Annotated in this window: 13 protein-coding genes and 1 riboswitch; of the genes, 6 read left to right on the forward strand and 7 right to left on the reverse strand. The window is 39.6% G+C overall.

What is annotated here, in order from left to right:
- Nucleotides 1-124: 124 nt before the first annotated feature.
- Complete coding sequence (gene thiS, locus ACIQXP_RS10185) at nucleotides 125-328, reverse strand: sulfur carrier protein ThiS (protein WP_387505454.1); 204 nt, start codon at nucleotides 326-328, stop codon at nucleotides 125-127.
- A 64-nt stretch (nucleotides 329-392) separates the two neighbouring features.
- Nucleotides 393-481, reverse strand: a riboswitch (TPP riboswitch).
- A 352-nt stretch (nucleotides 482-833) separates the two neighbouring features.
- Entirely contained in the window at nucleotides 834-2,495 is a 1,662-nt protein-coding gene (locus ACIQXP_RS10190; RefSeq protein ID WP_387505453.1) for a S8 family serine peptidase, read from the reverse strand.
- A gap of 150 nt (nucleotides 2,496-2,645) precedes the next feature.
- Between ACIQXP_RS10190 and ACIQXP_RS10195 the strand changes: the two genes are divergently transcribed.
- Nucleotides 2,646-2,945, forward strand: a complete 300-nt coding sequence (locus tag ACIQXP_RS10195; protein WP_293745116.1) for a hypothetical protein — start codon at nucleotides 2,646-2,648, stop codon at nucleotides 2,943-2,945.
- Nucleotides 2,946-2,995: 50 nt separating this feature from the next.
- Nucleotides 2,996-4,297 (forward strand): leucine-rich repeat-containing protein kinase family protein, encoded by a 1,302-nt coding sequence (locus ACIQXP_RS10200; protein WP_387505452.1) that lies wholly within the window; start codon nucleotides 2,996-2,998, stop codon nucleotides 4,295-4,297.
- A gap of 127 nt (nucleotides 4,298-4,424) precedes the next feature.
- Here the strand turns inward: ACIQXP_RS10200 and ACIQXP_RS10205 are convergent, their stop codons facing one another.
- Nucleotides 4,425-5,087, reverse strand: coding sequence for a DUF1349 domain-containing protein (locus ACIQXP_RS10205; RefSeq protein WP_387505451.1), 663 nt, complete (start codon nucleotides 5,085-5,087; stop codon nucleotides 4,425-4,427).
- A gap of 169 nt (nucleotides 5,088-5,256) precedes the next feature.
- Between ACIQXP_RS10205 and ACIQXP_RS10210 the strand changes: the two genes are divergently transcribed.
- A complete protein-coding gene (locus ACIQXP_RS10210; RefSeq protein ID WP_387505450.1) occupies nucleotides 5,257-5,823 on the forward strand; it encodes a Crp/Fnr family transcriptional regulator in 567 nt (188 codons plus the stop codon).
- A 146-nt stretch (nucleotides 5,824-5,969) separates the two neighbouring features.
- Here the strand turns inward: ACIQXP_RS10210 and ACIQXP_RS10215 are convergent, their stop codons facing one another.
- Both ACIQXP_RS10215 and pepT read right to left on the reverse strand, forming a co-directional pair.
- A complete protein-coding gene (locus tag ACIQXP_RS10215; protein ID WP_387505449.1) occupies nucleotides 5,970-6,836 on the reverse strand; it encodes an aldose 1-epimerase family protein in 867 nt (288 codons plus the stop codon).
- 123 nt (nucleotides 6,837-6,959) lie between these two features.
- Nucleotides 6,960-8,213, reverse strand: coding sequence for a peptidase T (pepT, locus tag ACIQXP_RS10220; RefSeq protein ID WP_145858448.1), 1,254 nt, complete (start codon nucleotides 8,211-8,213; stop codon nucleotides 6,960-6,962).
- A 147-nt stretch (nucleotides 8,214-8,360) separates the two neighbouring features.
- Here pepT and ACIQXP_RS10225 point away from each other — a divergent pair, with 147 nt between their 5' ends.
- From ACIQXP_RS10225 to ACIQXP_RS10235, 3 genes are read left to right on the forward strand one after another with little or no spacing between them, the layout of a single operon-like run.
- Entirely contained in the window at nucleotides 8,361-8,996 is a 636-nt protein-coding gene (locus tag ACIQXP_RS10225) for a hypothetical protein (protein WP_402759919.1), read from the forward strand.
- Between the two features lie 19 nt (nucleotides 8,997-9,015).
- On the forward strand, nucleotides 9,016-10,755 hold the full coding sequence (locus ACIQXP_RS10230; protein WP_387505447.1) for a M14 family metallopeptidase: 1,740 nt from the start codon (nucleotides 9,016-9,018) through the stop codon (nucleotides 10,753-10,755).
- Between the two features lie 6 nt (nucleotides 10,756-10,761).
- The gene (locus ACIQXP_RS10235; RefSeq protein WP_090981096.1) at nucleotides 10,762-11,376 is read left to right on the forward strand and encodes a rhomboid family intramembrane serine protease; all 615 of its coding nucleotides are present in this window, start codon (nucleotides 10,762-10,764) and stop codon (nucleotides 11,374-11,376) included.
- A gap of 175 nt (nucleotides 11,377-11,551) precedes the next feature.
- On the opposite strand, the gene ACIQXP_RS10240 is transcribed toward ACIQXP_RS10235, so the two are convergent.
- Entirely contained in the window at nucleotides 11,552-12,535 is a 984-nt protein-coding gene (locus ACIQXP_RS10240; protein WP_387505446.1) for a hypothetical protein, read from the reverse strand.
- A gap of 159 nt (nucleotides 12,536-12,694) precedes the next feature.
- The gene (locus tag ACIQXP_RS10245) at nucleotides 12,695-13,831 is read right to left on the reverse strand and encodes a hypothetical protein (protein ID WP_387505445.1); all 1,137 of its coding nucleotides are present in this window, start codon (nucleotides 13,829-13,831) and stop codon (nucleotides 12,695-12,697) included.
- Nucleotides 13,832-13,841 lie beyond the last annotated feature (10 nt).

Below are 13,841 nucleotides of genomic sequence, written 5' to 3' on the forward strand. Positions count from 1 at the left end.
GATAATGGGTGATTATTGAATGACTGATTGGGTGAAGGAAAATGAAAGAATGAGTGATTGAGTGAATTCTTGAGTGTAAGTGTCCCGGTTCCGTCATTCAAAATTCTTTCATCCAATCCTTATATCACCCCCCCTGAGTAGCCTTGATGACTATGACCTGATCGCCTGGGTTTAACAGATAGGTGTCCCAAACAGATTTGGAAATGATGGTTTGATTAACGGCTATGGCAAGGCCATCCGTTCCGGTTGAAATGATAGTAGCCAACAGCTGTTCGATAGAACAAGAGTCTTTAAGTTGGTAGTTTTGATTGTTTACAGTTACTTCCATATTTAAAAAATTGGAAAAACTATAGAGATTGCCCCAGAATGGAGATCGAAAAGACAGCAATGATAATATTGCTTTCACTTTTCCCTTCGGCAGTACTAACTGCATCAGGTTCAAAGGGTATTTCTCAGCACGTAGGCACCCCTAAAGTTTTTTGTAAATATAGGCGATTAAATTTTTAATACAAATGAAAAAGAACATATAGATGAAATCTATACATTAAACTAAACTGCATTAGGATTTTTGTCATACCGAAAATAGTGAAACGAGTGGAAGCTTTGCTAAGCAAACATTGAAATGGAAAACGAATTAAAAATCCATTTAATAAAGATCTTTCGTTGTGCTACCGTTGACTAATTCCAATAGAAGGATCGCCCTCTCGACTGTAGTACAGCGAAACGGAGAACTCTTTGAACGATGTTTTTAAAAAAATAAGATTTCTCCAATAAATTCTCCATCTGCATAGCCGTGTTCAGGTGATCTGCATAGCAGACTTTAGCTAAAGCCTCTATCTTGAGGCAGTAATTGCCTTACTCAGTTCCATCGCCTTTTGCATATTCGCAATGCCATAGCCATAAGGAATCTCTGGTTTTATTGCGCGATCGGCAGATTGTCTAATTACCTGCATGAGCTCCATATTAGTAAGCTTTGGATAGGCTTGCCATAAGCAAGCTGCCAGACCGCACATAATAGGACTGGCATAAGATGTTCCACTACGGGCCTCGCTGTTCCCACTCTCATTAACTACACTTGCCCCGCCTCCCATCGCTACTACATCTGGTTTTATTCTGCCATCAACAGTGATTCCCGAGGCCGTAAAAATATGTATATTAAGGTTTCTGCTTACCGAACCTATTGCAAGTACGTTTGGAGAATCGGCAGGAGTACCTACCCAGCTGCCCTCATTGCCTGCACAATTAACAATAAAAATACCTTTGCTTGCAGCAACATTGGCTCCTCGCGTTGCTAAAGCCGTTTTTCCATCCATGTCTTCAAACTTATATCGTGAAGAGGGGAAATTATAACCTGTAGTATAATAAAGGGATGAATTGACAATATCAACCCCTACGCTGTCTGCGTATTCTATGGCGTTAACCCAATAATCTTCTTCGATAGGATATTCGGATGATTCATCTTCAGTTCGTAGAAGCCAATAATTTGCTTCTGGAGCAGTACCCACATAGGTACCTGGCAGATTGGTAGCCATACAGGAAGTTACCCAGGTACCATGACTGTCTACACTGTAGGGATTATCATTTTCATAAACAAAAGACTTTGCCCCTTTTATATTTACATTTTTAAAAGCCGGGTTAGTTTTGAAGTTGATAAAGCCAGCATCAATTACCGCAATATCAATCCCTGCTCCTCTAAATCCCTTATTATGTAATGCTTGCCCGTTATTTGTATTAATGTTATCAAATGCACTACCATAATCCAATGCACCATCTGGCGTACCGTTGTTGCCAATTTGTGGTACATCACTGTATTTTGGTGTGGTGTTTACTACCTTCCTTTTTCCTTCCCAAACCAGCACAACATCTTTTACAAAAGGTAAAGCTTTATACTGATCGGCTAAGAATTCGTTGGTACAATTTACACTTACCGTATTCAGCCATTTGCTTTTAGCTACAATGGTACCGCCAATTTGTTGAATAGCTTTGATGTATTCAGGAGAAATTGGCAGGTCTGATGCATCGATAGGAATGTTTCTTTTACGTCTGCGCTCAATTGCTTTTGGAGAAAGAAATGATTCAGGATTAATGATCGATAAGTTCGATTGCCCTTTATCTTTTAATACTAAACGAAATTTATAATCGTTGCCGTCGGTAACCGTAACCTTGCATCTGGCGACCCCTTTTCCATTAGCCATTGTGGCTAAAATATAGGTTTCACCTGCGGCATCTGGCCAAACTACGCCCTTTTCAGTTACCCAGGCTATTCGCGGGTTTTCTGAACTCCAGACCACCGAAGCAGATTCTCCAGGCTGTAGATTTTCGATTTTTACTTCGAGTTGGGCACCGAAAAAACTATCGTTTGCAAGCTTTACCTCTCCAGGAACAATAGATATGGTTATAGGGGGAATTTCCGGTATTTCCGTTTTTTTACAGCCAGAAAATAAAAAGCAAAATAATATGGGGATCAGGTAAAAGCGATAAACAGTTAATTTCATGATGTACTTAAAAATGGTAATATCTTTTTTAAAGAAAGAGGAGCTCACTTTTTGGTAACATCCTTTTTCACAGGTGCGGCAAAAGTAGCACAATAAACTGAAACCAACTATTTAGTTAAATCCAAAGCACAACAGTATAATTCGGGAGAATTGCAGGAACATGAAATAAAAATCCGTTTAAACCGGTTTTTATTCGGTAAAACTGACTGGGATAAACCCTGTTTAGCCTTGAGTGGCGGCGAGAAAATGCGGTTAATCCTTTGTTCGTTAACCATCAGCAACCAATCGCCCGATCTGATTGTATTGGATGAGCACACCAATAACCTTGATATCCAGAATATAGAAATTTTAACGACAGCCATTAATGACTACCAGGGAACACTTCTGGTTATATCGCACGATGAATATTTTCTTGATCAGGTACAGGTAGAACATACCATACATCTTTAAAATAAATATATAGCCTTATCTTTGTCTGAAATTATTAACCCAGTACACTCATGCAAAGCCTGTCAGCATTAAAAAACGGAAAACTTAAAGGAGCGGTTTCGTTAAAACTTTCTGAAAACTTAACTGAATTCCCTATAGAAATATTCGATTTGGCCGATACATTGGAGGTACTGGATTTATCTTCTAATAAATTAAGTTCATTGCCAACAGATTTCGGCCGGTTAAAAAAACTGAGAATTTTTTTCTGTTCTGAAAATCTTTTTTCGGTTTTACCAGAAGTACTGTCCGATTGCCCTGCTCTGGATATTGTGGGTTTTAAATCCAACAGGATTGAAGTCGTACCGCCGAATTCGATCAACCCGAATTTACGCTGGTTGATCTTAACAAATAACAACATTGCTGAACTACCAAAAGAAATTGGCCTTTGCAAAAGGATGCAAAAGCTGATGTTATCTGGCAACCGTTTATCTACACTGCCTGAAGAATTGAGCAATTGCCGGAATTTAGCATTATTGCGGATTGCGGCGAATAAACTCCACGAATTACCGCAATGGATTATGCAACTGCCAAAACTATCATGGATTGCATTTTCTGGGAATAACTTTAGTAAAACACCAGCTGTTGAAACACTTTCACTGATCAACTGGCATGATTTGGAAATCAGCCATTTGTTGGGCGAAGGGGCATCAGGCATGATTTCAAAGGCCTATCAGACAGTTGGCAATGAAAAGCAAGAGGTAGCGGTTAAAATATTTAAGGGCGATGTAACAAGCGATGGCTTGCCGGAAGACGAAATGATAGCTTATATCGCTGCAGGTTATCACCCGGGCCTGGTTAATCTAATCGGGCAGGTTGCTTTACATCCGGAAGATAAAAAAGGAATGGTAATGGACCTGATCCCGCATCATTTTTATAATCTTGGCAATCCACCAAGTTTAGAAAGCTGTACCAGGGATGTTTTTCCTGCTGATCGAAAACTTTCTGAAAAACAGATTATCAGCATCGCTAAAACCATTGCTTCGTTAGCAGCTCAACTACATGAAGCAGGCATTATGCATGGCGATTTATATGCACACAATACTTTAATTGATGACGAGGGGCAAACCTTATTCGGCGATTTTGGAGCAGCAAGCTTTTATGATAAAACAGCTAAAACAGCAAGTGCGCTTGAGCGGATAGAGGTTAGTGCTTATGGATACTTACTGGATGATTTACTTTCTTTAAAAAACGAAGAGATAAGTGAGGAAGTTTATAAAATGATCAGCGAACTCAGAGATACCTGCTTGGCTACGGCGCCTTTAGACAGGCCTGGTTTTCAGGAGTTGGTTGGTGCGTTGAGTGGAATTTGGTAAGTTGACAAGACTGCGTCATTGCGAGCAGGAACGACGAAGCAATCTTTCAGCACTTCGCATTAAAGATTGCTTCACCCAATAAAAAATTGGCTTCGCAATAACGATCTCGCTAGCCAAGAAACCTTGATTAATGCTGTTGTTTTTTTGCCCAATCCAATCTTCTCTGATCAGGTGTAGTTGTAATCTTAAAATTTTCGAAGGTGGCGTTAAAACCTTTACCATCCGGACAGGCGGCTACCAACCCGACCATTACAGGCGCGTTATCTTTAAAATAACAGGTACGCATCATGGTATATTTTTTATCATCCAGCGAGTAGAAAATCTCAACTGCATCCAGTTTTCTAACCGCTTTCATCCATATTGATGTAGGCGCTTTTTCCAGTTCTACCACGCTCCAGTCGCTCGTTTTATGCGTGACAACGGCGCTTACATTTTGTTTCCCGTTAACAAATTCTACTCCCGCTTTTATCCACTCTTCTTCATTAATGCGAAGCATCAATCCCATCTGATCGAAAGTAGTTACATAATTTCCGGTAATTTTTACCTTCACCTCAAACTCGCCACCATAAGTAGCATAGTAAAAGGGTGCATCATCAACCGTAAAACCATAATGCGAAATGCGCCAATAATCGGTTTTTGCGGGCACGAACATGCTGAAGGTATTTTTATCTTTAATTTCCCATTTTTCGGGTTCGTTAAACCAGTTCATTTTGGCTAAACTCTGTGCATAGGTTTTGGCGCTCATTAAAGAAAACAGTACCGCAATTATGGCAAGTGATTTAAGTTTCATTTGTGTGTTTTTGTATGTGGTGTGATGCAAACATAATGCAGGAAAAAATTTTGCTAAAGGACATACATCACTATTTTAACGTGATGATTATCACACCGGCATTTGGTTAAAATAAGTTTATCAGGTTTAAAAATCTTGAATAAACAGTACATTTGTTTGCATCAGAAACATGGAATTAGATTTTTTACGGACACACATCCATCAGATCGTTTGTTTAACAGATGAAGAATTTGATCATGCTGCATCTTTTTTTACCAAGCGGAAATACAAGAAACACCAGTATATTATCCAGGCAGGTGATGTGGCCAGTCAGGAACATTTTGTAGTGAAGGGCATTGTAAAATCTTCTTATACCGACCACGAGGGAAAAGAATACATTTTACAGTTAGCCATGGAAGAGTGGTGGTTTTCCGATCCAAACGCTTTCAATACAGGTATGCCTGCTACTTTAAATGTAGACTGTATTGAAGATACGGAAACGCTTTCTATTTCATTTGAAAATAAGGAAAAACTCTGTGCCTCCTCTCGCAAGATGGAGTATTTTTTCAGGAAAAAATATACCACAGGCAATATGGCCTTACAAAAAAGGGTATTGGCTTTATTGAGCAACAATGCCGGCGAACGTTACAAGCAATGGCGTAACCAATACCCTTCTTTACAAAAAAGGATTCCGAAAACCCTTATTGCATCTTATCTTGGCGTAACCAGAGAAACTTTAAGCCGATTATCGCTTTAAATTTCAGCGTTCTGTTTGGTTCTGCTTTTACCACGAAGGTTGCAAAGAAAAGGCACGAATGGTGGGACGCATATTGGAGGTGATCGCGCGACTCTGCTGATCAGATCAAACTCAAAGTTCTGGCGAAACTAATTAGAAAAACCAGTTTAAAAACACACTACTTCCCAAAACCGCGACCAGGTTTTGCCTGCCCCAAGTTTTATGATTCCCTCTTTGCCGGATAGCTCCTGGTTGTGGTTAACGCCATCAGCAACTCCACACCAGGGTTCTAAACACACAAATGGTGCATCGGGTGCCGCCCATATCCCAAAGAATGGAAACTCCTCAAAATTGAAGTGCAGGCCGTTATCGTTTTTGGTGTTCAGTAAACTAATGCTGTTGCTTTGCAGGTTTTTAAAAACCAGTGCATCGTTATAGAACAGCTCATGTGTAAGCTTCAGCTTATGCGCATTAAGCGCTATATTTTTGGTTTCGTTTGCCACCAGTCCATCTTCCAGTTTCCAGAAGGTTAATTGCTCATCAGCATTAAAGGAGAGGTAATAATCTTCGTAAACGGTATCTGGCGTGTTGGGTACCGCAAATGCCGGATGTGCGCCAATAGAGAATAAAAGTTCGCTCGTGCCGGTATTCTTTACCTCGTAAGTTAATTTTAACTTTCTGTCTATCAGTTGATACTTCAGTTTAAGCTCAAAATAAAACGGATATGTTTTTAAGGTGTCCACATTTTGGGTTAACGTAAAAATGCCCTCGCTTTCACTTAACTTTTCAAAATTAAAAACATTGTCCCTGGCAAAACCATGACGGGGTAATTCGTAGTGTTTACCCTGGTAAATGAAGCTGTTGTTTTTTAATGAGCCAACAATAGGAAATAGTACCGGGCTATGTTTGGCCCAATACTTTGGGTTGGCATTCCATAAATATTCAAGTTTGGTTTCTTTACTAAATAAACCTTGAAGTTCTGCGCCTTTAGCCGCCAGGCTAACTTTTATATAATCGTTTTCGAGAGTTATCATTACAGGTTAAAATTAGCAAAATTTGTGCTTTGAAACTACATTTTATTAAAAATCAATCCCATCAGGTTCGGTGTTAGCGTTAGGCGTTAGGCGCAATCATAACATCAAACGCCCAACTCCAGACTAGCCTTTCTCTTCCCAGATACACGCAATATTAACAATGGTTTGTACAGCCTTTTCCATATCCTGTACGCTTACCCATTCTTGTTTGCTGTGAAAAGCATGTTCTCCGGCAAAAATATTGGGACATGGTAAACCCATATAAGAAAGTCGTGAGCCATCAGTCCCACCACGGATACTTTGTTGTTTAGGTACTACACCAGCTCGTTCAATCGCCTCAATACCATATTGTACAATTTTAGGATGCTGATCCAAAACCTGTTTCATGTTGCGGTATTGTGGTTTAATATTAAGCTTGTAGCTGGATTTTGGATAGTTAGTCATTACTTTTTTTACAGTTTCTTCCAAAAACCGGCCATGTGAAACTAAGTTCTCATCGGTAAAATCCCTGATGATGAAATGTGCCTCTGCCTCTTCTACCTGTCCGTTAATACTTACCGGATGGATAAACCCTTCTTTCTGGTGCGTGGCCTCTGGTGTAAGGGCATCTTTTGGCAGTGAATCTAAAATTTCGGCAAGAATCTTAATTGCACTTTCCATCTTTCCTTTTGCAAACCCCGGATGTGTACTTACACCATAAATTTTAAGGGTAGCTCCGTCGGCAGAAAAAGTCTCATCTTCGATTGATCCGAGTGTTTCCCCGTCAATGGTATAACCAAAATCGGCACCTAACTTCTTCAAATCAACTTTGTCTACGCCTCTGCCAATTTCTTCATCAGGGGTAAAAAGTAGCTTTATGGTTCCGTGTTTTACCTCTTTGTTTTTCATTAAAAAGGCCGCTGCTTCCATAATTTCTGCTAATCCTGCTTTATTATCTGCACCCAATAAGGTTGTTCCGCTGGCGGTAATTATGTCATTGCCAATCTGTTGTTTCAGGTCTTGGTGTTCAGCAAGTTTGATCACAATGTGGTTATCGTCTGGCAGAACCAGGTCTTGCCCCTGATATTTTTCATGAATAATCGGTTTAACATTTTCTCCGCTACAATCAGGCGAGGTATCCATGTGCGAACAAAAGAAAATTACGGGTAATTGTTTATCTGTATTTGATGGAATGGTTCCATAAACATAGCCGTTATCGTCCATTTCGGCATCAGAAATTCCAATTTCCTGCAATTCCTCAACCAATACCGCCGCTAAGTTTTTTTGCTTTAAAGTTGAAGGGCAGGTAGGAGAATTTGGATCGGATTGGGTATCAATTTTTGCATATTTTATGAACCGCTGTTCAAGCGATTTGTTAAAGTTGGTGTATGTGCTCATAATTCAAAGGTAAAAGTTATAGATATCCGATAATCATCTTATTTTTGTAAAAAAGATATGATTTTTTATTTGTTGAGAGCGACCTATATAACCTTTCTGTTTGTTTTAATTGGAAGTTTTTCCTTTGCTCAATCCAACTATTTCAAAATGTCTTATGGTTTTGGCGGTGGCATGAATAAATCATATACCGATGTATATGAGGGAGACTATGGGAAAATTGTTTATGGTGTTTTTGATTATCACATCACCCCTTTTTTTACAATGGGACTGGAAGGGCAATACGGAAGGATTAAAGGAGGGATTGCAGTTAAAGATCCATCGGGCCGTTGGTTTATAAATAAATATACATCAATTACCGCTAACCTGAAATTGATGTTGGGTGAACTTGTTAATTATCGCCAGCAAGGATTTCTCTATCATATCAGGGGTATGTATTTAGGAATCGGATTGGGGGCGATAAATAACAACATATCCAACATTTCAAGGTATCCACCTCAGACTTCCGGTTCTGACATACAACCCTATGGCGGAGAAGATAAAAGTACTAACCTTTTATTGCCGATAAATTTGGGCTTTAATTATTACATAAAAGATTCCTATGGTTACATGAGGTACGTAATCAATATTAACGCGCAGTCTAACCTCACTTTTGGCGAAGGCTTAGATGGTTATAATGAGTCGAGATTAAAGCTCAATAATAGCTATCCCGATATGTATAATTCAATTACCGTAGGCTTCAGGTATATGTTCGGAAGCGTCCGTTCTTACCATAAAACGCTATAAATTCTATTTTATCAATAGCATGAGGATATTATTACTAGTTTTTACACTGTCTTTTTCGTTAACCGCGATGGCGCAGCAATCGCCTTTTGAATTAAGTGGAAAAACAGCAACTACAACATACACTGAAGCCATATCTTATTATAAAAACCTGGCTAAAACCTACCGGCAAGCCAAACTGTTAACCTATGGGCTTACTGATTTTGGAAAACCTTTACACTTATTGGTTTTATCACGTGACCGGGTTTTCGATCCGGTGCAGATTAGTAAGCAAAATAAAAGAATTTTATTGATCAATAATGGCATTCATCCAGGTGAACCAGAAGGGATAGATGCATCGATGATGCTGGCTCGTGATCTGCTCAAAGCAGGTAAATTGCCAAAGGATGTGGTAATCTGCATCATTCCGCTTTACAATATAGACGGCAGTTTTAACCGTAGTGGAACGTCAAGGGCAAACCAAAATGGGCCGGTTGCTTACGGTTTTAGAGGAAATAGCAAAAACCTTGATCTGAACCGTGATTTTATTAAAACAGATTCCAAAAATTCGGCAGCATTTCAACTCATTTTTAATACCTGGCAGCCCGAGATATTTGTAGATACCCATACCAGCAATGGCGCCGATTATCAATATGTGATGACGCTTATCCCGACACAAAAAGATAAGTTAAACCCTATACTTTCTGATTACTTAACCAAAACGTTAGTGCCTGATTTATATTCCGTTATGGAAAAACTGGGTTATCCGATGATTCCCTATGTAAACTCGATAGGCGAAACCCCTGAAACCGGGATAACAGGTTTTATTGAATCGCCACGTTACTCTACTGGTTATACCACGCTGCACAATACCATTGGGTTTATGCCCGAAACACATATGTTAAAATCGTACGATTTACGTGTAGATGCTACTTACAAGCTTTTGAAAACCTATATCCAGGTGATTGAACGGGATGCCAAAATCATTGGGGCAAATAAGAAAAAGGCCGATGAGGCTGTGGTTGCACAAAGAGAATATCCTTTAGCGTGGAAACTAAACAAAAACGATGTTAACGATATCCCATTTAGGGGATTTGAAGCAGGGCAAAAGCCCAGCACGGTAAGCGGCGCTGAACGTTTATACTACGATCGTAGCAAGCCTTACGTCAAAACCATTAAAGAATGGAACAAGTATGAACCCGCATTATCTGTTCAAAAACCTGTCGCCTATATCATCCCAAAAGCATGGGATCGGGTAATCACGCTGCTTAAACTGAATCAGGTTAAACTCAGGGAATTAAAAAGCGATCAGAAAATTGTTGTCGACAGTTATTATATCGGTGATTTTAAAACCGGAACCAAGCCATATGAAGGCCATTACCTGCACTCAGCTGTAACTGTAAATACTGTTCCACAAAAGCTGCAATACTATGCTGGCGATTATGTGGTTTATGTAAACCAGCCAAGCAACCGATATATCGTAGAAACCTTAGAACCTCAGGCCACAGATTCTTATTTCAACTGGAATTTTTTCGATTCTATTCTGGATATGAAAGAGCATTATTCGGCCTACGTTTTTGAAGATACGGCTACAGAACTGCTAAAAAATAACCCTGATTTAAAAAGTAAACTGGACGCCAAAAAGTTGGCTGACCCTGAATTTGCAAAGAATGGTGCCGCACAACTTGATTTTGTGTATAAAAATTCTGATTATTACGAAAAAACACACAACAGATATCCGGTTGCACGTTTGGTTACAGATGTAAAACTGGATTTAAAATAAACCCAAATGGAATACTTCAATATAGCACCAGTTGCCTCCTTAATTTTCGTTTTTACCATCATTACGAGCCTTTACGCTTTCTACGACCATTCGATTTATGGAAAATTTATGCTACATCCTTTTAGTGTTTCTAAAGGGCAGAATGTATATACATTAATTACCAGCGGACTTGTGCACGCCGATTGGATGCACCTCTTTTTTAACATGTTTACTTTTTACGCTTTTGCCTTTGCGCTTGAGAGTATGATGGGGAGCTGGCGGTTTGGATTGCTTTACTTTTTGGGCCTGGTGTTGAGTGATCTGCCAACGGTAATCAAACATAAGGATAACTTTCACTACAATAGTCTGGGCGCTTCAGGCGCAATCAGCGCAGTGCTTTTTAGTTATATATTGTATAACCCAATGTCTAAAATCTATATCATGTTTATCCCGATCGGGATTCCTGCTGTAGTTTTTGGAATTATATATTTAATTTATTGTGCTTACGCTTCCCGCAATTCAAGGGATCATATCAATCATGATGCACATTTTTTTGGCGCCTTGACCGGATTGATTTTTACGATTATTTTCGTTCCGGGCATTTTGCAGAATTTTATTGCCATGTTAACAGGCGGAAGGTAGTGTTAACATTTAATGTTAGCCCAAGCCGTTCCCCACGATCGTCATGCTGAATTTATTTTAGCATCTTTCATGCAGGATAGACCCTGACCTGTAGCGAAGCGGAAAGCTACGAAGTAAAATGAATGACCTTCGGTGAGCCCGCTAAGGCTCGGTTCAGGCTGACGACTAGAATTTATTACCCTGCCGTAGGCAGATAAGGTTTCTCAAAGAAACTCATTGGCTCATCAGGGTTTTTAATAATCTCAAACACGACATAACCCCATGGTTTCCAGAAATTTTCCAGCACCTGTGCATATATTTTATGTTGCCAGACATCAAAAAGGGGTTTGGTCATGTTACCACGAAGAGGCATTGCTTCGATGTATGTGGTACCTTCAACAGGCATAAAGGTATATTCGGGTAAACGGTTAAAGAGGTAAGCAGAATAATAAAAGCGGGCGCTCAATTCTTCAAATTGCTCGGCGGTTAAAGCTTTTGCTTTTATCTCATTGATAATATCCTGATGGTAGCGTTTATTGGTGCCGTTATCCTGTAAACAGGCGATGATCCCAAAATCTTTCATTTTTAACGAGAAGGTTAACGTATTAATCTCATCACGGAAGCTGAATGGTGTTTCTGTGTTTTCCAGTTTTGCCACAGTAATAGACCATGGCGTGAAATCTTCAAACTCCAGGCTGGTATACAGGTTTTGCATCATGAAATTCAGGTTGGCAAATTTCATCATCAGCGATTGCGACATGTTTAATCCATCGGCAGTCATTTCTTTACGTAAGGCCGAATGCATTTCGATATAGACAAAACCATAAAGGAATTTGCCAATCCAGTTAAAAAGATCCAGCTCTGGCAGTGCGGAAACAGCATTATAACCTTTTGCAAATGCAGCTTCGATTTTATCTTCCAGTGGATTTAAAAACTGCTCATTGATCTCGGCATTCACCGGAATAACCAATGTATTGTACGAACGGATACTTTCATCCAAAAACTGGATCTGCTCTTCGCCACTTAAACCTGCCTGTTCCAACAACCATTTGGGAAGTAGAGGCACCTGAATTACAGGAGAATTAAATGTTTTTCCGCTTAAAAAGCAGGTTTTGTATAAAAAATCGAAATTTTTGAAAGGATTGTATAAGCCGGTATTCATCGCTGCAATATTAGCCATTATATTTTTAGGGCTAAGTAACGATGTTTTATTTTAACGCAGGGATTACAACCTCACCCTTTGAGCGGCAGTAGTATGTCCGCGTCAACCGTTTCCCTCTCCTGCAGGAGAGGGACGTTACTGCAATAAGTGAAACCTCTTCCTTCAATAGGGTGAGGTTTAATAGTTATTGTAATAATAACTGATATCATCCACCAGCTGGTTGTAAATGGGTTTGGTAAATTCTAAAAACAGCGCGTTTGGCGGTGGCGGTAACTGCTCCCTGCGTTTAGTAATGGCCAATTGCGGTTTAGTTAAAGCCCTGTCATCTCCCTTATAACTGCCCCAGCTATCTCTCCAAACATAGGTTCCGGTAAATTTCTGTTGGTGAACCAGTTTTCTTGTTTTCCAGTCAGTAATGCTCATGTCCAGTAAACCGGATGAAGAAATGTTCTTTTCAAAAATACTCAACGTAGCTTTTACCGTGCCATAAACCGGTTTTTTATCCCGCGTTTCGCCAATCACTACGCTATCGCGTTTTAGCTTTTCTACCCTTTCTTTTACATAGGTTTGGCCTACCACAAAATCATCAAAATTTAAGCTGAGTACCTGATCGGGAACAATTTTTTGCTCGGTAGCCTGCCTTTCCCCGTAAAAAATAACAAACTTGTTTCTGGAATATTTTGCGATATACTGATCAATCTGCTGTTGAAAATAATCAGCGCTTAATTTATACAGACTGCTGTTTACGATAATCGGTTGTACCACAACCCTGGTTACAGCAGACCAATATGCGTCTTCCATTTTTGCTTTGGCATCTTTGTAGTTTGGCTGAAGATTCAGCGTTTTCTCAAATTCGTAATATGCTTTTTTGGCGGCTTGGCGGCTACCCTCTCTTAAATAGCTTAAACCGGAATTATACCTTGCACCGGCAGCATTATATTTAGCATCAGCCAGTTCAGTACTATATTTTGAAGGGTTCGGAATAATTGCCAAACATGCCGGACAGCCATTGATTTCATCTGCCAGTTGATTGATTTTCTGATAATCGTACATCACCGATTCCCACCTGAACAGATCGTTAGATATTTTTGCTTCCTCAATTTTCCGTAAATGATCTTTTAAAGCTAATTCGTAAGCCATTTTCAATACCTGCATGGCTTCGCTGTTTTTTGGCGAATTTTGCAGCCTGCTTACTGATTTTTGAACAGATAAATCGTAATCACCTTTTTGAAGGGCATTTTTTCCTGTGGTACATCCTCCAGCAATTATGAGGGATAAATAAATAAAGTACCTTAATCTTGAGCTATTTTTCATGGCGATGGCG

This window comes from Pedobacter suwonensis, from assembly GCF_044762335.1.
In the GTDB taxonomy this organism is placed as follows: Bacteria; Bacteroidota; Bacteroidia; order Sphingobacteriales; family Sphingobacteriaceae; genus Pedobacter.